Genomic DNA, 18835 nt, shown 5'->3' with positions numbered 1-18835 from the left:
TGGCTTGCTGAAACGCCGGGTACTGGTTGGTCACATCAAGCGCCGTTTGCCGAACGCGGTCCGCGATCTCGCAGTGGGGGAGTGTGGTTCGAAATGGCTCAAGCCGTGCCAAGGTCTCTCTGCTGTTCCTACGGAGCTTACTGACCCTAAGCAAGGCCAACCCTCCTAGCGGGATTTCACCGCTATGAAATCTACCAATGGAAGAGGTGACGGAGCGGCGAGCTTTGGCTAACGTGCCGAAAAACAAAACCGACAGTGGAGCGTTCCAGAATGTCCTTTTCCTCGATCCTGCAGACTCAACAGACGCAGCAGACCCAACAAACTCAACAAACTCAACAGACTCAGCAAACCCAGCAGACCCAGACCGCCGGGGGTGGTGGCGGTGCCAGCCCCGCGCAGCTGGCCCACGCGCTCGACGCAGTGGCGCTGACCCTGCCGAATGCAATTCCCGATGATGTCTCGGCCATCGCTCCCGAACAGACGCCCGAGCGCATCCTGTCCCGCCTGATCCCGCTGCACCGTCACATCATGATGACCGAGGCGCTGTCTGCCGGCCTTGCGGTCCAGCCTGCCAAGACCGATGGGCATGTCGAGGTGCTGCTGGATGGCGAGGTGCTCTGCACCCTCACGTCACCTTTCGTCGACGCAAAGGGCAAGCCGGTGTCGCCAAAACCCGCGCTCGAAGGGATCAATGCGCGGCGCTGGCTGCGAGCCGAGCGGATCTCGGAAATCACCATCCAGAAATCCGACATCCTGAGCTTTCTCGGGCTGGCTTACCCGATGACCCGCGCCAGCCACCCGATGACACTGGCGGTGCTAGACGCGGTGCTGGCAGCGGCGGGCAAGGTGGTGGTGCAGGCCAAGTTCCTGCTGAACGTGCCACGGCCCAGTGACCTCACTTCCGCAGTCAACCCGGTGATCGCGGTGCCTGCCCACGCCTCCTGTCCCAGTGGCCACGCCAGCGAAGCCCACGCGCTGGCCTTTGCCATGGAGGCGATGATCTTCGGCCAACCCTCGCAGGAACTGCGCCTTGTCGCCGCCCGGATAGAAGAGAACCGCGTGGTCGCGGGGGTCCATTATGAACATGATGGCCACATGGGGCGGGTGCTGGCGGCAGCGCTGGCACCGGTCTTTGCCGCGCGGCTGGGGGTGCCCTCGACGGCACCCGCCTCGGCAGACGTGGCCTCGGGATGGGCAGGCTCGGGGGAGGGCGGTCTCTATGACGCCCTGCCGCCGGTCAGCGGGTCCGAAGGCATGGCCCCCGCGGGCCTTGAGGCCAAGGGGGCGAGCGGCATCCTTGCCACGGCCATGCGCGTGGTGGCCTCCGAAACCGGGGTGCGCTGATGCTGAGCTACACGCACGCCTTCAGCCCGGATTGGGCGCCCGACAACCTTCTGCCGGCAGCCTTGCCCGAATTCCTTGGAGATGCGGCGCCGCCGCTGCCGGTGCTGTTCCGGCGCGCTGATGATGGCGCCCTGACGTTGGCACGGCCGGAGGGCGGGATTGCAGTGTCGTCCAAAAGCCTCGCTGGGCTGTGCGCAGCGCTGGGGGCCGATGCGCGGGCATCAGTGGTGTTTGGGCCGCGCACCATCGACGCGGGGGGCGATCAGGGGCCGGACCTGCTCAGCGAAGGGGGTGCCAGTGAACGCGGCACGCATGGCAAACCTCAGACCGCGCATGGCACCGCGCCGGGGGCCGATCCTGCGGAGATCGCCGTGATCGATGCCGGGATCGCCTTCTGGAACCCGGCGTTCCGCGATGGATCGGGGCGGGCGCGCTTTGCCTCCTGCGGCGGGCTTGTGCTGCGCAGCGGAGCGGAGGTGTCGCATGAAGTGCTCGGGTCGCAGAGTCTGGCGGCCCTCCAAAGCCGTGGCGGCACCCGTGCCGGGGACCGTGCCAACCGCGCCCGGCTGGCGCTCGAGCTGCCGTCAAGCGTGTTCGCAGCCGGGCGGGGCGGACGACCGCTCTTTGGGGCAGACGCTCAGGCCCATGGCACCGCCATGGCGGACATGGTGCTGTCGACCGCGCCCCGGAACGCGCGCCTGCACGCGGTGGAGCTGCCTGCAGCGGCGGTCACGGATATCACTGGCGGGCTCATGCGGGGGCTGCTGGTGCCTGCGGTCCGTGGAGCCGTGGGGCAGGTCGACGCGCTACGCCGGGCGGAAGGGCGAAGCGGGCGCTACGCGCTGACCCTGCTGCTCGCCTTCGGCTTCTACGGCGGGCCGGGGGGCGGCGCTGATGGATCGGCTAAAGTGTTGGACCAGCTTCGGGGCGCCCTGACCGAGATCCGGTCGCAGGGCGTCGATGTCACGCTGGTGCTGCCCATGGGCAACCACCGACAGGCGCAAGGCCATGCCATCCTCGGCGCGGATGAGCCGCTGGGCTGGAGGCTGGTGCCGGACGACCATTCCCCGAACACGGCCGAGCTGATCCACCCCGCGGGGGGCGGGCCGCTGACCCTGACCGCGCCGGACGGCAGCAGCGTGACGGTGCCAGTGTCGCAGGGGCTCGGGCGGCTCGAGGTCAATGGCCGGGCGGCGGGTGCGATCTGGACGCGCTCGCTTCATGGCGGTCTGATGTGCACTCGGGTGACGCTGTGCGCCACGGCGGCGCGCAAGGCCCGCGTGGCTCGGGCTCCGTTCGGGCTGTGGCAGATCTCTCTGCCGGGGGCGGAGGCGTGGATCCTGCGAGACGAGACCGGGTTCGAGCCCGATCCCGCCGCACCCGCACGCGGCAGCCGGTTCGAAAGCCGCGGCTACCGGCCACGGGACCGACTTGGCCTGTTCGAGCTCGGCGATCCCGGCGGCGCATCGGTACAGGTGCTCCGGGCTGGGACGGCCTCCATGCTGACGGTGGCAGAAACCGCCGCCATTGCGCGGGTCGGCGCGGGGTGGCGCGATGGGGCCACTTTGCGTGAAGCGCCTTATAGTGGTGGCGCAAAGCCGCAAAATCCCCAGCCCGTGCTGGTGGATCTGGCCACAGGGGCAGGGCTTGCGGAGCGCCCAATTGGTCCGTTCGGAGCGCGCGCGGCGCTTGGCAATGGGGGCGCGCAGCGGTTCCGCATCGCGGGAACGTCCGTGGCAGCAGCGCTTCGGGCAGGAATTGTCGCGGGCGGTGTGCCTGATCAGGCCGGCAGTGCGCTGGCATAGCCCAGCTTGCGCAGGGTCAGCATCGGGTAGTCGCACCGCGATAGGTCCGATGTCCTGAAACCCGGCTCGAACCGGCGCAGGTGATCCGTCGCCCGCGCAGCCCCCTCGGTGTCACCGCTCAGCAAGTCCAGCGCCACGAGGTAGCGCAGCGCAGCGCGGTATTGCGGGTTCTGCTGGTGCGCCGCTTTGGCCGCGGCCCGCGCCTCATCCAGCGCTCCGATCCCAAGCGCGGTGAGGCACAGCTCCATGTCCCAGGCAAAAGCGTGGGGCAGGCCCTGCGCGGCACGGCGTCCTTCCTGCGCGCGGGCAAATGCGTCATCTGCCCGCCCCTCCAGCATCGCCACCCGGCTGGCCGCCTGTAGTGCGTAGGGGTTGCGGTCGTCTCCGTCGAGCGCGGCCCGGGCCCACCAGGCGGCGCGTTCGCCGTCCCCCGTCAGGTCCAGCGCAATGCGCGAGGTGAGTGCCGCCACCAGCGGGTTGCCTGGCTGCCGTGCCGCTGCCTCCTGGCACAGCGCCTCTGCCTCGGCCCCCAGGTCGCGATCCGCAACGCCGAACTCCAGCCGCCCCACGAGCCGGGCAAAGCCCTGCCAGGCCAGCGCCACGGGCGCACTGTCGCCTCCGCCCAGAGACTGCAGGTCGGTGCGGGCGCGCTGGAACTGATCGGGGTCCGAGGAATAAAGCTGTGCCGCCGCCCGCTGCATCACCAGCAACGACGACGGGTTGCGGGGGCTGGTGGCCTGGGATTTCAGCTGGATTTGATGCAGCGCCCGGCTGGCGAACGCCTCAACTTCGAAGCCCTGCGCCAGCTGTGCCACGTCGGCGGCGAGGCGCAGACGGCCCGACCACAAAAACCGCCGGTTGTGGTCGGCCAGCGCGCGCAGGAGAACATTCCAAAGTCCCCCTGCCACCACGGAAGTGATCTCGAGGTGAATGATGGTCGCCGCCCGATCGAGCAGGTCTTTACCGGGATCGCTGTCGACGTAGATCGCGTCCGCACCCTCTGCCTCGAGCCGCGAGGACAGGGTGTCGATAAGGAGTACCTCAAGGAAGCGCGCATCATCTGCATGGCTGCGCTCTTTCGATTTGATGGTGATCACGGTCCCGGTGCGCCCCGCGTGCCCACATGGCGTATCGGCCGCAGGGGCCCGCAAGGGCCCTCCCGTCAGTTCGGCAGGATCGTGATCCGTGACATCTCCGGCACGAAGATCACGGAGCCATTCATCGAAGGCGGGATCCGGCGCCTCGATTTGCGCCAGAAGCTCCTGCGGGCCGGAACCGACCGGGGTGCTGTCCACGGTGACGCTGTCATCGAGCCAGATGTCGATGCGGCTGGCCTTCAGCGCCGCTTCGGCAGGCCCGAGGGCCAGGCGCAGGTTGGCCAGTGCCCGCCGCAGGTTCGCCGACGCCTTGTCCGCCGGCTTCTCGGACCAGAGCATTGCCTGAAGCCACGCCCGCGCGCACCGCCGGCCGGGGGCCAGGGCCAGCAGGGCAAGCAGGGCCCGTTCCTTGCGATAGCCAGGAGTGAGGTCACGGCCATCGGCCGAGGACACGGCAAAGCGACCGCGCACGGTGATCGTGATCGCCGCCGGGCCAAAGAGCTGGCTGGAGGCCGGCAAGATAGCGCGGTGATTGGTCATGGTACGGATCCTTGGAAGCCCGAAAGAAGGGGCAGGACACATCTACAGCGCGCAGACGTTAGCACATCTTATCGGCGAGATATCGCCCAAAAAGGATTGCAGGCAATCGTCTAGGCCCTCCCTTCACAACCGCATGGCGAATATTTGACCGGCTGCGCGTCTGCACCTGCGGCGGATCCTGCATTGCAAAGGGTAGGGCGCTTGACACGGAATTATGAAAGTTCCCCTAATGTTCTTGCTTTCCCATTGGATCGGTCAAGACTTTACCCTATGTATCCGCCATCCGAACTCGGAGGTCCCATGCCGGAGCTGAAACAGATCGAGGTGCGCGGTGCCCGCGAGCACAACCTCAAGTCCATTGACGTGGATATCCCGCGCGACGAGCTGGTGGTGATCACCGGCTTGTCGGGATCGGGCAAATCCTCGCTTGCCTTCGATACCGTATATGCCGAAGGCCAGCGCCGCTACGTGGAATCCCTGTCCGCCTATGCGCGGCAGTTCCTCGACATGATGGAAAAGCCCGACGTGGATCATATTGCGGGCCTTTCGCCTGCGATCTCCATCGAGCAGAAGACCACGTCGAAGAACCCGCGCTCCACCGTTGGCACGGTGACCGAGATCTACGATTATATGCGCCTGCTCTTCGCCCGTGTCGGCACGCCCTACTCCCCCGCGACCGGCATGCCCATCGAAGCGCAGCAGGTGCAGGACATGGTCGACCGCGTGATGGCGATGGAAGAGGGCACCCGCGGCTACCTGCTGGCCCCCATCGTGCGCGACCGCAAGGGCGAGTACCGCAAGGAAATGCTGGAGCTGCGCAAGCAGGGCTTCCAGAGGGTCAAGGTGGACGGAGAGTTCCACGAGCTCGACACCCCGCCGATGCTCGACAAGAAGTTTCGCCATGACATTGACGTGGTGGTGGACCGCATCGTGGTGCGCGAGGGGCTGGAGACACGACTGGCGGACAGCTTCCGCACGGCGCTGGACCTAGCAAGCGGCATCGCCATTCTTGAGACTGCGCCGAAGGAAGGTGAGCCCGAACGCATCACCTTCAGCGAAAACTTCGCCTGCCCGGTCAGCGGCTTCACCATCCCCGAGATCGAGCCGCGCCTGTTCTCGTTCAACGCGCCCTTCGGTGCCTGTCCAGATTGCGACGGCCTCGGGGTCGAGCTGTTCTTTGATGAACGGCTGGTCGTCCCCGACGCGGCGCTCAAGATCGCCGATGGGGCCATTGCGCCGTGGCGCAAGGGCAAGTCGCCGTATTTCCTCCAGACCATCGAAAGCCTTGCCAAGCACTACGGTTTCAAGCGCTCGACTCCTTGGAAGGACCTCGACGCCCATGTGAAGCAGGTGTTCCTCTACGGCTCCGGCGACGAGGAGATCGAGTTCCGATATGACGAGGGCGGCCGCGTCTACCAGGTGGAGCGGGTGTTCGAGGGCGTCATTCCCAACATGGAACGTCGCTACCGCGAGACCGACAGCAACTGGGTGCGCGAGGAATTCGAGCGCTACCAGAACAACCGCCCCTGCGGTACTTGCGATGGCTATCGCCTCCGTGAAGAGGCACTGGCGGTCAAGATCGGCACGCCCGGCAACCTGCTGCACATCGGGCAGGTGGTGGAGATGTCCATCAAGGAAGCCTATGCCTGGATCGACACCGTCCCCGAAGCGCTGACCAAGCAGAAGAATGAGATCGCCCGCGCCATCCTCAAGGAAATCCGCGAGCGTCTCGGCTTCCTCAACAACGTGGGCCTCGAGTACCTTACCATGTCCCGCGCCGCCGGCACGCTTTCGGGCGGTGAAAGCCAGCGGATCCGGCTGGCCTCGCAGATCGGCTCGGGACTGACGGGCGTACTTTACGTGCTCGACGAGCCCTCCATCGGCCTGCACCAGCGTGACAACGACCGTCTCATCGGCACGCTGAAATCCCTGCGCGATCAGGGCAACACGGTGATCGTGGTGGAGCACGACGAGGACATGATCCGTCAGGCGGATTACGTCTTCGATATCGGCCCCGGCGCCGGCGTGCATGGCGGGCAGGTGGTCTCCAAGGGTACCCCCCAGGAGATCAGCGACGATCCCGCCTCGCTCACCGGCCAGTACCTTGCCGGAACGCGCGAGATCGCCGTCCCCAAGACCCGGCGCAAGGGCAACGGCAAGAAGCTGAAGGTGGTGAAGGCGACGGGCAACAACCTCAAGAACGTCTCCGCCGAATTTCCCTTGGGCAAGTTCGTCTGCGTGTCGGGGGTCTCGGGCGGCGGCAAGTCCACCCTGACCATCGAAACGCTCTACAAGAACGCCGCGATGAAGCTTAACGGCGCGCGCGAGACGCCTGCGCCCTGCGAGACCATCAAGGGGTTCGAGCATCTCGACAAGGTCATCGACATCGACCAGCGCCCCATCGGGCGCACGCCCCGGTCGAACCCTGCCACTTACACCGGCGCCTTCACGCCCATCCGGGACTGGTTCGCGGGGCTCCCCGAGGCCAAGGCGCGCGGCTACAAACCGGGCCGGTTCAGCTTCAACGTCAAGGGGGGCCGCTGCGAGGCCTGTCAGGGCGACGGCGTCATCAAGATCGAGATGCACTTCCTGCCGGACGTCTATGTCGAATGCGAGACCTGCAAGGGCAAGCGCTACAACCGCGAGACGCTCGAGGTGCAGTTCAAGGGCAAGTCCATCGCCGACGTGCTCGACATGACCGTCGAAGAGGCGCAGACCTTCTTCCAGGCGGTGCCCTCGATCCGTGAAAAGATGGATGCGCTGATGCGCGTGGGCCTCGGCTACGTGAAGGTCGGCCAGCAGGCCACGACCCTATCGGGCGGCGAAGCGCAGCGGGTCAAGCTGTCGAAGGAGCTTGCGCGCCGATCCACGGGCCGCACGCTCTACATCCTCGACGAGCCCACCACGGGCCTGCATTTCGAGGATGTCCGTAAATTGCTGGAAGTGCTGCACGAATTGGTGGAACAGGGCAATTCGGTCGTGGTGATCGAACACAACCTCGACGTCATCAAGACCGCCGACCACATCATCGACATTGGCCCCGAAGGTGGTGATGGCGGCGGCGAGATCGTGGTGACCGGCACCCCCGAAGAGGTCGCCGAAGAGCCGCGCAGCCACACCGGCCACTACCTCAAGCAGCTGCTCAAGCCGCGCAAGCTTGCCGCGGAATGACCGGTTTGGGGTGGCGCCATTTCTGGCGTTGCCCCGCAATGGCCCTCACCGGTGAGGGCCATGCACAGGTTGCGGATGGCGGCACTCCCGCGGTTGGTGATATTCGCCATTTCGCGGCAGTGTTCGCCACCACTTGCTTGTCGACCTTGGGCAGGTGCTGCGTTGCCTCCGGCGTCAGTGCCGACACAAATGCAAAGACCGACGCTCACTGCCATGACATAGGCCTTGCGGCGGTCGATATGCTGTTTTGCAAGGGAAGCGGCGCCCCGACACCGCGATGGTTCCGATCAGTTTCAGTGCAGGCAGTTTTCGGATTCACTGAGCGCAGCTGTGCCTCGCGGGGATTATGCCCCGGAAGCACGAGGAAAACGGCGATATAGTGCCCCACATGACGGCTTGCGACGCCGGTCATCTGGATGACGCCGCTGTTTTGCAAAAACGTTATGTTCGGTAGTGTTTTGAACAGCGCGGCCAGCCCAGAGTTGATGCCATCCGCGAGGATGCCGCCCTTGATGCGCGGCGAATACACCAGTTCCCTCACTGGTTGGTCAGAGATCACGGGATTCGCCGTCAGGTTGCCCGAGGTCTTGTTCGTGGTCACCACGGCGATGAAGGCGATGTGGATCAACACCGCTAGGTCAAAATCAACCCCGTACTGCATAGGTGCGGGATTGCGAGCAGCTTGCCCGCCCCGGCGAGGCTAAAATCACCTCGCCCAGCAGTATGGCGACGAGGGAGTCCACGATCAGCGCTACCAAGATGGCCGCGATCCACAGCATCGCGCCCCCATGGCGGTCAGCAAAAGGGTCACCGCTAGAACGATACATCAAAGGGCAAGGCTCATCCGCTCCACCAGGCTGTCGCCCGTCTGTGCGCCGCCCGCGAGATCGGGAAAGCTAGCTTGAACAGTGACAGGCCGACCACGGTGAGGGCGATGCCTGTCGCAGTCAGGGTGATGAAGTTGCCCAACTTGACGATGACGCGGCTCAGGACCAGCTGCGATGACGCAGCCCGCAAGGCAGAGGACGAAGATCATCGGCGAGATGTCATTTTGGGTGCCGCCGTCGTTCTTCGCCGCAAAGTCTGCGGCCAGCACCGCCCTGAAGCATACAAAGCTGGTGCCCTGAACGCTCAGCAGCTTCACCCCCACAGGCGCGATGGTATTGCACTGGAGGAAGTTCGCCACGCTGCGAAAAGCGACATGGCGATGAGATGGGGATGTGCATCCCGAGGCCCGGGACACCACCATTCACCAGCGTCGGGATTAAGATGCCGATGATGTAGGGAAAGTATGCTGAATAGCTGCAGGGGACGAGGCCGAGCTTTCGTCGAGGCCGTAGATAAGCGATCCGCCAGTCGGAGCAGCGGGGGAGGTGCCTGGTGCTATGACTGTTTCCGTGTGCCGTTTTTCTGGCCCGAGGGACAGTTCCGCCGATACGATGCGCTCGTGCGGAGGAGGCAGGCCCGTTTGCAGGCACCGGGGTCGCGCTTGTAACCGTCACTGGTCCTTGGAACTGGGCGGAGGTGGATTTATTTCAGGCCGATGCCACCGGATCAGCAGTGGAAAGAGCGACCCAAAACGGCGCGTTCTTCGGTTGACCCCGAAATTAGGCAACGCGACCCTTTTGGGTGAGGCTGGTGAGGCTGGTGAGGCTGGTGAGGCTGGTGAGGCTGGTGAGGCTGGTGAGGCTGGTGAGGCTGGTGAGGCTGGTGAGGCTGGTGAGGCTGGTGAGGCTGGTGAGGCTGGTGAGGCTGGTGAGGCTGGTGAGGCTGGTGAGGCTGGTGAGGCTGGTGAGGCTGGTGAGGCTGATGAGGCTGCGCGGAACGACATAAGGGGGCCGCCAAGGCGATCCACTTTGCAAGTCCAATCTCAGGACAGCTGCTTCGGGGACGTCCGAAACAGCCACCGAACGCGGTCAGTTGTTGGTCAGTGCTGCCACTGCGCCGATCACGTCAAGGATGCGGCGGGTGTCAGGATCAACGCGGAAGACCTCGCCGCCACTGCGATAATAGGTGCCGTCACGCAGGCCATAGCGCTGCGGGTCGCGGATGATGACGTAGTCACCGGTCAGCCGATCACCTGTGCGCCAGCGATGTTCCCCGCGGTCATCGGAGCGATCCTTGTACATCTTCTTGGCCTGTCCCGGCGGCACGCAGCCCTTGGAAGCAAGCCCCGGCGGGCAGCCCTTGGGGGCGGCGTTGGCGGTTGTTGCGGCAAGGGGCATGGCGATGGCGGATGCCGACAGGGCGGCAAGTGCAAGTTTGCGGAACATGGAAACACTCCTTTCGTTAGCGAGTTTGTCTCTATAACGCGCGACGGCCCGGTTTCCGTTCCGCCCTAGCCTCGGTAGGTGTGTTTCCGCCGACACAGGCGGCTTTTCCGCCTATCCTACTGCGTCCAGGCCGGGCTGCGCTTTTCAAGGAATGCCGAAATCCCCTCATCGGTGTCACGCCACAGCATGTTTTCAACCATCACGTCAGCGGCGTAGGCATAGGCGTCATCAACACTCATGACCGCTTGCTCGTAGAACGCCTCCTTGCCGATCCGCACGGCCGATCCCAGCTTGCCGGCCACTCGCTGTGCCAGCTCTTCGGTTGCCGTGTCCAGCATGTCATGGGGGACCACGCGGTTGACCAGCCCGAGGCGCAGCGCCTCCTCCGCCTCGACGAAGCGCCCGGTGGTGAGCATCTCAAACGCCTGCTTGGCGGGGATGTTGCGGGTCAGGGCGACCATGGGCGTTGAACAGAAAAGGCCGATGTTCACGCCGTTGACCCCGAATTTCGTGCCCTCGGCCGCTACAGCCATGTCGCAGCTGGCCACCAGCTGGCAGCCGGCGGCGGTGGCGATGCCATGGACCTTCGCGATCACAGGCTGGGGCAGGTGCTGGAGACCCGTCATCACCTTTGAACAGCGCGCGAAGAGGTCGGCAAAATAGGCGCGGCCCTTGTCTTCGGACTGGCGGCCCTGCTGCATCTCCTTGAGATCATGCCCGGCGCAGAACACCTTTCCGGCGCCTTCGATGGTTACCACCCGGATCGACTGATCCGATTGCAGCGCCTCGATCTGGGCCTGCAGCGCCGCAAGCATGTCGTCGGACAGTGCATTGAGCCGCTCGGGCGCGTTCAGTGTCAGGTTGGCGATTGCGTCAGTGTCGTGACGTTCCAGCAGGTCCATCTTGTCCTCTCCTCCGCTTTCCGGGCAGCCTAGACGCCTATTGCAAGGGAGGAAAGCATGAGACTGAAATTCACGGTTCCCGAGATGGAAGCGTTCCTGGCGGATGTCTTTCCGCAGGTCGATGGGATGTTCGGGATCGACCGCATGGACGAGGAATTGCTGGTGATGCGGATGATCGTGTCTGAAAGCCACCTGCGTCCCGGTGGCACGGTGTCGGGGCCTTCGATGTTTGCGCTGGCGGATGTGGCGGCCTATGTCGCGACGCTGGCGCGGATCGGGCCGCAGGCGCTGACGGTCACCACCCATTGCTCCATCGATTTCATGCGCAAGCCCGAAGCGGCGACTGACCTGCTGGCCGAGGCGCGCCTGCTGAAACTCGGGCGGACCCTGAGCGTAACCGATGTCCTGCTTTATTCGGAAGGATCCGAAAAGGCAGTGGCGCATGCATCGTTGACCTATTCCATCCCACCTGCGCCGATGATGCCGACCCCCTGATGAGCCAGTGCCGAAGCGAAGGGCGTCAACGGAAAAAGGCCCGCAGATACTGCGGGCCTTTCCAAATCGTAGCAAGTTCCGCCGAAGCGGACCGTATCAGCGCTTCGAGAACTGGAAGCTGCGGCGTGCCTTGCGCTTACCGAACTTCTTACGTTCCACCACGCGGCTGTCGCGGGTCAGGAAGCCTGCGGCCTTCAGGGCCGAACGCAGCGAGGGATCGTACAGCTGCAGCGCCTTCGAGATGCCGTGCTTGACCGCACCAGCCTGACCCGAGAGGCCGCCGCCCTTGACGGTGGCATAGACGTCGAACTGGTCTTCCACACCGGCAATGGTGAAGGGCTGACGCAGGATCATCTGCAGCACGGGACGTGCGAAGTAGGCGTTCTGTTCCTTGCCGTTCACGACGACCTTGCCGGAGCCGGGCTTGATCCAGACGCGTGCGACGGCGTCCTTCCGCTTGCCGGTGGCGTAGGAACGGCCCAGCTCGTCACGGACGGGCTCGCGGGGCTCTTCAACGACTTCCGGAGCGGCATCGATGCCGGCTGCGGTGCCGAGTTCTTCCAGGGAATTGATCTGTTCGGCCATGATTACACCCGGGTGTTTTTCTTGTTCATCGACTTGACGTCGAGCACTTCGGGCGACTGCGCCTCGTGGGGGTGCTCGGCGGAAGCGTAAATACGCAGGTTGGTCAGCTGCTCGCGCGCCAGGCGGTTGCCCGGCAGCATGCGCTTGACGGCCTGGAAGACCACGCGCTCGGGGTGTGCACCCTCGAGGATCTGGGCCTTGGTGCGGGATTTGATGCCGCCCGGGTGACCGGTGTGCCAGTAGAAGTTTTCTTCACGCTTCTTGCCGGTCATCTGCACCTTGTCGGCGTTGATGACGATGACATTGTCGCCCATATCCATGTGCGGGGTGAAGGTGGCCTTGTGCTTGCCACGCAGACGCATGGCGACGATCGAGGCGAGACGACCGAGAACGACGCCTTCGGCGTCGATCACGATCCACTGCTTCTCGATGTCTGCCGGTGTCGCAGAGTAGGTTTTCATCGCGTTGCCCTTAGAGCTTGAACGTTGTCTGAGGTCCGGGGACGGCGCGGGGGCTGCCCTGAACTGATTGCGCGGTTATAGAGATCCCGCAGAACAGGTCAAGCGCCATAGATCTTGATTATATGAGTGAAATCAGAGACTTAAAATTATGGTATTATAATACCCCAATTTAATGAGGAAAACGGCGGTTGTGGCCCATCAAAATCTTGGAGCTGCTCATGGATACGGTCGGCTTGGCTGATTGTCAGCGCACTGGTGGCGGCATGACCGGCGCCGGTGCGGTCGTCGCTCAAGTCGGGGTTGGTTGCCAACCTAGGATCACGGGGCGTGCCCACGTCCATCAACGCGCCAAGGGGGCCCCGCACCAACTCGCGGTCGCCTCCACAGTCTGACGTCAGGCCTGCATGCGTTCGGGGGGATTGTCGAGAAGCTCGCGCAGGCGCTGCAGGGCGGCCTGGAAGTCAGGCATGGGGACCTGGGCGTTCATGCCGATGCGGATCGCATGGGGGGCGTAGGCATGGCGCGAGGCGAAATCCTCGGCCGGGCGCACCTGCACACCGCGGGCTTCAGCCGCAAGGCAGAAGGCAGCGGCGCGCCAGCCTTCGGGCAGCCGCAACCAGGCGAAAGGCGAATGTTCGTTCCAGCCAAGGTCGAAGCCGCCCAGCACGTTCACTGTCTCACGCACATATGCGGCGTTGCGCTGGCGTACCGCGCCGACGATGGCCTCGGTGTCCGGCAGGGTCAGAAGGTAGCGGGTGAGGTCCGCCAATGGACGGGAGAGGCCGAAAAAGCCGTTCTCGGCGGTGCGGCGCAGATCGGTCCGGCGGGCCTGCGGTGCGACGGCAAAGCCGATGCGCAGCGCGGGGGTGAGGGTCTTGGAGATCGAGCTTACGAACCAGCCGGTATCAGGCAGAAGGGCACGGTAGCTTTCCGCGCGGCTGGCACCGAGGAATGTGCTGTCATCCTCGAGAATGTCGAAGCCACACTTGAGCGAAACGTCCGCGATCTCGCGCCGGCGCTCGGGAGAGGTGACGATGGAGGTGGGGTTGTGCAGTTCGGGCGAGGTGCACAGCAGCTGTCCCTCGTGGCGCTGCGCCAGTTCCGCGAGCGCGCCCGGTACAATCCCATGCTGGTCCATGGGAACCGAGACAATGTCGGCGCGAAGCAATTCGGCGGCGCGGCGATAGCCGGGATAGGCCAGTTCCTCGACCATGACCACCGGACGGCGGCCGCGCAGAACCGCCTGCATGACCAGTGACAGCCCGCTTTGCGCGCCATGGCTGAGCACGACGTCCTCGTGGTGCAGCGCCCCGAGAGGGACATGCGCCAGCCAGTCGACCACCGCCTGTCGCGCGGGGGCGTAGGAGGCCGCCGAGGGGTAGTCCAGCAACGAGGTGGCGGGGGTCTGAGAGATCTGCTCGAACCCCTTCTGGATCAACGCAACCTGGCCCAGATCGGGCAGGCGGGCGGTGAACAGGCTGACCATCTCGTGGCCATCTTCCGTAATGGATTTCGCGGTCGAGAAATATAGCGACGGCTTGGTGTCGGGCCTGCCGCTCACGAAGGTGCCGCGGCCCACTTCAGCCACAAGCACCGCTTCGTCGGTGAGCGCGGTGTAGGCGCGGGCCACGGTGCCGGGGGTCATGCCCAGTCGCCAGGCCAGTTCACGCACCGGGGGCAGGCGGGTGCCCTTCGGCAACTTGCCCTCATCGATGCCCTGCCGCAGCGCCGCAGAGAGGGCACGATACTTCGGCCCGCCCGATTGCAACGCGAAGAGATCGCTTATTGTATCGGTGACAATGTTTTTCTCGACGTTCATTTTGGCACAATGTACCAACTATTCACGCTAATCAAGGAAATTGTACCAGTACAAAATCGGAGACATCGAATGGCACAATCCGCACACGCCCCGCTTCTCGCCTATCTCGACGCACAGCATCCGCTGCCTGCCGTCTCGGCAGCTGCCCTGCGTTTCGCGGTAACCTTTGCCAAGTGGTCCGAGCGCCGGCGTACACGACTGGCGCTGTCGAAGCTCGAACCACATCTGCTTCGCGATGTCGGACTGGAACGTCACGTGGCTTACAAAGAGGCACGTCGCGTGTTCTGGCGGGGCTGAATCCCCGGACCTGCCGGAACATCTTCCACTGGGCGCGGGCATTGGCTCCGCGCCTTTTTTTAGGTCAATCAGCTCGTTGCCAGAAGGTGCGCGTGGGGCCATAGGGTTTCGGCCTGGGGCAAGCGTCCAAGAACAACCTCGTAATCCCGGGCAAAGCAGGGGAAGACCTCTTCTGCCACGCCCTGCGGCAGGCCACTGCGGTCGCCTGCGGCGTTCACCGGGGCCGCGCCCGCATCGGGCCAGGCCGGGATGCCAGCGAAGTCCGACAGGCGGCTGATTGTCGCCGGGACGAACAGATCTTCGTAGAGCGTGAGAAACTGGCGCTCGGGGCCGAAGACCTCGCCGAGGCGCGACAGGGTGACATGATAGTTGGGATCTGTGCTGCCGCGCCCGCCGGGGCCGAAGATCTGGACGAAAGCCTCGGCATCGCTCAGGCTGTCATCGAGCTTGGCCTTGCGGCGGTACATCTTGATCAGAGACCACGCCCGTTCGATCGGATCGCGCATCGTGAAGACGGTTTTCACGGTGATCCCGCGCTCGGCGAAGGCGCTGTCGATGCGCCGGAAGCTGTCGGTGCTCAGTGCGGCATACCCCGGGGTCACGTCTCCGGTCAGATGTATGCCCGGCCGGTCGAGCCGCGCGGCGAACCACGGCACATAGCGGGACAGGTCCTGTTGCAGGTGCCAGCGCAGCACCTTGCCGCGGGGCTTCACCCCCAGCGCGCGATGCAGGCGAAATTCGGCGCGGCGGTAGGCGGGCGGCCTTGGCATCAGGAAATGCGCCTTTTCCGGGACTGTCGCCGCGTCCCAGACCTGCATTTCCCCCAAGGGTCCCATGTCAGCGCCGGGCGCGCGCCCAAGGTAGGTGCGGATCCACGTGGTTCCCGATTTCGAGGCACCGGGGCACAGAAGGAAGGTCTTTTCGGTCATCGCGATAGCCTAGATCTGGAGCCGGGATGGGGCGCTGCCCCGCCGCGGCTGCGCCGCGACCCCCCGGGATACTTGTCGGTCAAAGGAAACACTTGGGCGTTTTCTGTGGGGCGTTTGCTATGGGCGTCAGCTGTCTGGGGGCAGGATGCCAAGGCCGCGCAGGTAGATCCCGATGCCAGATTCCAGAAGCGCCTCGGGCGGGAAGGGGGATTGAGTGCCGGGCGAATTGCGGGCAAAGAGCTCGACCACGCCGTGAGACAGCGCCCAGATATGGGCAGAAACCATGCTGGTGGGGGGGCGCTTTTCGGGGGGGATGTGCTGCGACAGCTCCTGTGCTGCGCGTTCTTGAACGCCTCGGGCGCGGGCGCTGATGCGGGCGAGCTCGGGCGAGCTGTTCACCGAGATTCCGCTTTCGAACATGGCGATGTAGTGGCCGGGATATTTGCGCGCGAAGGCAAGGTAGGCGCGGCCCGTTGCCTCGAAGGCGGCAAGCGCGGAGGGCTGGTGGGTGTCATAGGCGTATTGCATGACATCGGCGAAGATCTCGTAGCCTTCGCGTGCGGCCTCGGCGATGAGATCCTCGCGTCCGGAGAAATGCCTGTAGACCGCGGCGGGGGTAACGCCGGCCTGCTTGGCGGTCTCGGACAGGGTGAAGCCGGTGGGGCCCTTGGCCTCGATCAGCTGGAGGGCCGCATCCACTAGGGCGCGGCGCAGGTTGCCGTGATGGTAGCCGCGTTTAGGCATTCCAGATCTCGGGGCCTCCGGTGATCTTCGGGTCGGGGGTGCCAACCACCGCGTGATCCTTGCGGTCATATTCGAGTTGCGAGAGCACGTGGCGAATGGCAGCGAGCCGGGCGCGTTTCTTGTCGTCCGAGCGCACGATGGTCCACGGGGCCACGTCGGTGTGGCTGCGCGACAAGGTTTCCTCGATCGCCGCGGAATAGTCATGCCAGCGCTCGAGGCCCTTCACGTCGATGGCGCTGAGCTTCCATTGCTTGAGCGGATCGGCCTCGCGCTTGAGGAAGCGCCGCAGCTGTTCTGCGCGTCCCACGTTGAGCCAGAACTTGATGAGCACGATGCCCTCGTCCACCAGCAGCTGTTCGAAGGCGGGCACCTGGTCGAAAAACGCTTCGCGCTGCGCGTCGGTGCAAAAGCCGAAGACCTTTTCGACCACGCCGCGATTGTACCACGAGCGGTCGTAGAACACGATCTCGCCACCCGCGGGCAGGTGATCCACGTAGCGCTGGAAATACCATTGCGTCGCCTCGGCATCCGAGGGGGCGGGCAGGGCGACCACGCGGGCGCCGCGAGGGTTGAGGTTCTCGCGGAAGCGTTTGATGGTGCCGCCCTTGCCGGCGGCATCGCGTCCCTCGAAAAGGCAGGCGATGCGTTTGCCGGTCTTTCGGGCCCAGGCCTGCATTTTGACGAGCTCGACTTGCAGCGCCTTGATCTCGCGGTCGTAGTCCTTCGTCTTGATCTCTTCGTCGTAGGGATAGCTGGGTGAGAGGATGTCGTCTTTTCCCGCGCTCGCGATGGCCTCGCGGACGTGGTCCGGTGCTCCAGTCTCGTAGAAGGCGCTGATGGCGCCGTCGAAGGGAAGGGTCACTGGCGGCTGCTCCTTGCTTGGCTGTGAATGCGTGGCGTGCGGGGAGGTGGCATGCAGGGCCCGGTTGCGGACTCGGTGACGGCGTTGTGCTGCAGACCAATATGGAATGTTAACGGGATTAACGCAAACCTCGCCCCGGGGGCAATCCCGTCACTGTTCAGATTTCGCTGTTCCGCGAAAGGGGCGCTGGTTATAAGGGCCATCCTTGACACAAACCTCATGGGGTAAACGCGATGAAAGACATGGACGACATCCACGCCGTCATGACCGAAATCGGCCGTCGTGCGAAAGCGGCCGCAGCCGAGCTCGCCTTTGCCCCGCCAGAGGCGAAGGAGCGCGCGCTGAGTGCCGCCGCCGACGCGGTCTGGGCGCGCCGGGCCGAGATCGTCGAGGCCAATGCCCGCGATCTCGACTTCGGGCGCGACAAGGGCCTTTCGGATGCCATGATGGACCGGCTTCTGCTGACCGAGGACCGCATTTCCGGCATCGTCGAGGGGCTGCGCGCCATCGCCGCTCAGGATGATCCGGTGGGCAAGGTCATCGCGGAATGGGACCGGCCCACGGGCCTGAAGATCAAACGCGTCCGCACGCCGCTTGGCGTCATCGGGGTGATCTACGAAAGCCGGCCCAACGTGACCGCCGACGCGGGCGCGCTGTGCCTGAAGTCGGGCAATGCGGTAATCCTGCGCGGTGGCTCGGAGAGCTTCCATTCCAGCGGCGCGATCTACGCCTGCCTCGTCGAGGGGCTGCGCGCGGCCGGTTTGCCTGAGGATGCGGTGCAGCTGGTGCCGACCCGCGACCGCGCGGCGGTGGCCGAGCTGCTGACCATGACCGACTACGTGGACGTGATCGTGCCGCGTGGCGGCAAAGGTCTTGTCGGGCTGGTGCAGCGCGAGGCGCGGGTGCCGGTGTTCGCCCATCTCGAGGGCATCGTGCACATCTACATCGATCCCAGCGCCGACCCGGTGACCGCGCTCAAGGTGGTGATGAACGCTAAGACCCGGCGCACCGGTGTCTGCGGTTCGGCCGAGTGTCTGCTGATCCATCGTGATGCGGTGGACACCATCGGGCAGGGGGTCATCAAGGCGCTGCTCGAGGCCGGGGTCGAGGTCCGCGCGGACGAGACCCTGCAGGCCATCGAGGGTACCAAGCAAGCCAGCGCCGAGGATTGGGGATGCGAGTACCTCGACAGCATCATCGCCGCGAAGGTGGTCGATGACGTGGATGGGGCGATTTCCCATATCCGTCAGTTCGGCTCCAACCACACCGACGGCATCCTCGCCGAAGATCCGGCGGCGATCGAGCGTTTCGTCGAGCGGGTGGACAGCGCCATCGTGATGATCAACGCCTCGACCCAGTTCGCCGACGGCGGCGAGTTCGGGATGGGTGCTGAGATTGGTATCGCCACCGGAAAGATGCACGCCCGCGGCCCCGTGGGGGCCGAGCAGCTGACCTCTTTCAAGTACGTGGTGCGCGGCGAAGGGACCGTCCGGGCCTGAAATACGGCCCAA

The 18835-nt window shown here is 64.8% G+C and carries 18 protein-coding genes; 6 read left to right on the top strand and 12 right to left on the bottom strand.

The features are described 5' to 3' along the window. Nucleotides 1–270: 270 nt before the first annotated feature. On the top strand, nucleotides 271–1344 hold the full coding sequence (locus tag IEX41_RS00930) for a phosphatase PAP2 family protein (RefSeq protein ID WP_188787934.1): 1074 nt from the start codon (nucleotides 271–273) through the stop codon (nucleotides 1342–1344). Then, nucleotides 1344–3149 carry a hypothetical protein gene (locus IEX41_RS00925; protein ID WP_188787932.1) on the top strand — a complete coding sequence of 602 codons (1806 nt, stop codon included), beginning with the start codon at nucleotides 1344–1346 and terminating at the stop codon, nucleotides 3147–3149. The genes IEX41_RS00930 and IEX41_RS00925 overlap by 1 nt, the downstream gene beginning before the upstream one ends. On the opposite strand, the gene IEX41_RS00920 is transcribed toward IEX41_RS00925, so the two are convergent. Continuing rightward, on the bottom strand, nucleotides 3125–4786 hold the full coding sequence (locus IEX41_RS00920; RefSeq protein WP_188787930.1) for an AfsR/SARP family transcriptional regulator: 1662 nt from the start codon (nucleotides 4784–4786) through the stop codon (nucleotides 3125–3127). The genes IEX41_RS00925 and IEX41_RS00920 overlap by 25 nt on opposite strands. A gap of 300 nt (nucleotides 4787–5086) precedes the next feature. On the opposite strand from IEX41_RS00920, the gene uvrA reads away from it, so the two are divergent. Next, complete coding sequence (uvrA, locus tag IEX41_RS00915) at nucleotides 5087–7957, top strand: excinuclease ABC subunit UvrA (protein WP_188787928.1); 2871 nt, start codon at nucleotides 5087–5089, stop codon at nucleotides 7955–7957. Nucleotides 7958–8162: 205 nt separating this feature from the next. Here uvrA and IEX41_RS00910 read toward each other — a convergent pair whose 3' ends face one another. From IEX41_RS00910 to IEX41_RS00890, 5 genes are all read right to left on the bottom strand, one after another. Then, a complete protein-coding gene (locus IEX41_RS00910) occupies nucleotides 8163–8618 on the bottom strand; it encodes a solute carrier family 23 protein (protein WP_277874155.1) in 456 nt (151 codons plus the stop codon). Nucleotides 8619–8783: 165 nt separating this feature from the next. Next, nucleotides 8784–9143, bottom strand: a complete 360-nt coding sequence (locus IEX41_RS00905; protein WP_188787924.1) for a hypothetical protein — start codon at nucleotides 9141–9143, stop codon at nucleotides 8784–8786. Between the two features lie 421 nt (nucleotides 9144–9564). Further along, the gene (locus IEX41_RS21360; RefSeq protein ID WP_229672859.1) at nucleotides 9565–9819 is read right to left on the bottom strand and encodes a hypothetical protein; all 255 of its coding nucleotides are present in this window, start codon (nucleotides 9817–9819) and stop codon (nucleotides 9565–9567) included. 54 nt (nucleotides 9820–9873) lie between these two features. Further along, nucleotides 9874–10230, bottom strand: a complete 357-nt coding sequence (locus IEX41_RS00895) for an excinuclease ABC subunit A (RefSeq protein WP_188787922.1) — start codon at nucleotides 10228–10230, stop codon at nucleotides 9874–9876. 116 nt (nucleotides 10231–10346) lie between these two features. Further along, nucleotides 10347–11132: an enoyl-CoA hydratase gene (locus IEX41_RS00890; protein ID WP_188787920.1), complete on the bottom strand. Its 786-nt coding sequence runs from the start codon at nucleotides 11130–11132 to the stop codon at nucleotides 10347–10349. 57 nt (nucleotides 11133–11189) lie between these two features. Between IEX41_RS00890 and IEX41_RS00885 the strand changes: the two genes are divergently transcribed. Beyond that, nucleotides 11190–11627 carry a PaaI family thioesterase gene (locus IEX41_RS00885; protein WP_188787919.1) on the top strand — a complete coding sequence of 146 codons (438 nt, stop codon included), beginning with the start codon at nucleotides 11190–11192 and terminating at the stop codon, nucleotides 11625–11627. Nucleotides 11628–11723: 96 nt separating this feature from the next. Here IEX41_RS00885 and rpsI read toward each other — a convergent pair whose 3' ends face one another. The 3 genes from rpsI to IEX41_RS00870 all read right to left on the bottom strand — a co-directional run bounded on the left by rpsI (nucleotide 11724) and on the right by IEX41_RS00870 (nucleotide 14492). After that, nucleotides 11724–12212 carry a 30S ribosomal protein S9 gene (rpsI, locus tag IEX41_RS00880; RefSeq protein ID WP_188787917.1) on the bottom strand — a complete coding sequence of 163 codons (489 nt, stop codon included), beginning with the start codon at nucleotides 12210–12212 and terminating at the stop codon, nucleotides 11724–11726. A 2-nt stretch (nucleotides 12213–12214) separates the two neighbouring features. Further along, nucleotides 12215–12673, bottom strand: a complete 459-nt coding sequence (rplM, locus tag IEX41_RS00875; protein ID WP_188787915.1) for a 50S ribosomal protein L13 — start codon at nucleotides 12671–12673, stop codon at nucleotides 12215–12217. Between the two features lie 394 nt (nucleotides 12674–13067). Further along, nucleotides 13068–14492, bottom strand: a complete 1425-nt coding sequence (locus tag IEX41_RS00870; RefSeq protein WP_188787913.1) for an aminotransferase-like domain-containing protein — start codon at nucleotides 14490–14492, stop codon at nucleotides 13068–13070. Between the two features lie 69 nt (nucleotides 14493–14561). Between IEX41_RS00870 and IEX41_RS00865 the strand changes: the two genes are divergently transcribed. Next, nucleotides 14562–14789 (top strand): DUF1127 domain-containing protein, encoded by a 228-nt coding sequence (locus IEX41_RS00865; RefSeq protein ID WP_188787912.1) that lies wholly within the window; start codon nucleotides 14562–14564, stop codon nucleotides 14787–14789. Between the two features lie 68 nt (nucleotides 14790–14857). On the opposite strand, the gene IEX41_RS00860 is transcribed toward IEX41_RS00865, so the two are convergent. The 3 genes from IEX41_RS00860 to ppk2 form a co-directional block, all read right to left on the bottom strand. Beyond that, entirely contained in the window at nucleotides 14858–15718 is an 861-nt protein-coding gene (locus IEX41_RS00860) for a sulfotransferase family protein (protein WP_188787910.1), read from the bottom strand. A gap of 126 nt (nucleotides 15719–15844) precedes the next feature. Next, complete coding sequence (locus IEX41_RS00855) at nucleotides 15845–16462, bottom strand: TetR/AcrR family transcriptional regulator (protein WP_188787908.1); 618 nt, start codon at nucleotides 16460–16462, stop codon at nucleotides 15845–15847. Beyond that, nucleotides 16455–17324, bottom strand: coding sequence for a polyphosphate kinase 2 (ppk2, locus tag IEX41_RS00850; RefSeq protein ID WP_188787907.1), 870 nt, complete (start codon nucleotides 17322–17324; stop codon nucleotides 16455–16457). Before ppk2 ends, IEX41_RS00855 begins: the two co-directional genes overlap by 8 nt. Before the next feature lie 233 nt (nucleotides 17325–17557). Here ppk2 and IEX41_RS00845 point away from each other — a divergent pair, with 233 nt between their 5' ends. Beyond that, on the top strand, nucleotides 17558–18823 hold the full coding sequence (locus IEX41_RS00845; protein ID WP_188787905.1) for a glutamate-5-semialdehyde dehydrogenase: 1266 nt from the start codon (nucleotides 17558–17560) through the stop codon (nucleotides 18821–18823). Nucleotides 18824–18835 lie beyond the last annotated feature (12 nt).

It is taken from the genome of Salipiger pallidus (assembly GCF_014643635.1).
Taxonomy (GTDB): domain Bacteria; phylum Pseudomonadota; class Alphaproteobacteria; order Rhodobacterales; family Rhodobacteraceae; genus Salipiger; species Salipiger pallidus.
The sequence above is the reverse complement of the archived record's forward strand: the minus strand, read 5'-3'. Positions and strand labels throughout refer to the sequence as shown.

Bases quoted from the DNA above. Each gene is read 5' to 3' on its own strand.
- IEX41_RS00925 (WP_188787932.1), top strand. From the start codon at position 1,344: ATGCTGAGCTACACGCACGCCTTCAGCCCGGATTGGGCGCCCGACAAC.
- IEX41_RS00845 (WP_188787905.1), top strand. From the start codon at position 17,558: ATGAAAGACATGGACGACATCCACGCCGTCATGACCGAAATCGGCCGT.
- rplM (WP_188787915.1), bottom strand. From the start codon at position 12,673: ATGAAAACCTACTCTGCGACACCGGCAGACATCGAGAAGCAGTGGATC.
- IEX41_RS00855 (WP_188787908.1), bottom strand. From the start codon at position 16,462: ATGCCTAAACGCGGCTACCATCACGGCAACCTGCGCCGCGCCCTAGTG.
- IEX41_RS00930 (WP_188787934.1), top strand. From the start codon at position 271: ATGTCCTTTTCCTCGATCCTGCAGACTCAACAGACGCAGCAGACCCAA.
- IEX41_RS00895 (WP_188787922.1), bottom strand. From the start codon at position 10,230: ATGTTCCGCAAACTTGCACTTGCCGCCCTGTCGGCATCCGCCATCGCC.
- IEX41_RS00890 (WP_188787920.1), bottom strand. From the start codon at position 11,132: ATGGACCTGCTGGAACGTCACGACACTGACGCAATCGCCAACCTGACA.
- IEX41_RS00870 (WP_188787913.1), bottom strand. From the start codon at position 14,492: ATGAACGTCGAGAAAAACATTGTCACCGATACAATAAGCGATCTCTTC.
- IEX41_RS00860 (WP_188787910.1), bottom strand. From the start codon at position 15,718: ATGACCGAAAAGACCTTCCTTCTGTGCCCCGGTGCCTCGAAATCGGGA.
- rpsI (WP_188787917.1), bottom strand. From the start codon at position 12,212: ATGGCCGAACAGATCAATTCCCTGGAAGAACTCGGCACCGCAGCCGGC.
- IEX41_RS00920 (WP_188787930.1), bottom strand. From the start codon at position 4,786: ATGACCAATCACCGCGCTATCTTGCCGGCCTCCAGCCAGCTCTTTGGC.
- uvrA (WP_188787928.1), top strand. From the start codon at position 5,087: ATGCCGGAGCTGAAACAGATCGAGGTGCGCGGTGCCCGCGAGCACAAC.
- IEX41_RS00865 (WP_188787912.1), top strand. From the start codon at position 14,562: ATGGCACAATCCGCACACGCCCCGCTTCTCGCCTATCTCGACGCACAG.
- IEX41_RS00910 (WP_277874155.1), bottom strand. From the start codon at position 8,618: ATGCAGTACGGGGTTGATTTTGACCTAGCGGTGTTGATCCACATCGCC.
- IEX41_RS00885 (WP_188787919.1), top strand. From the start codon at position 11,190: ATGAGACTGAAATTCACGGTTCCCGAGATGGAAGCGTTCCTGGCGGAT.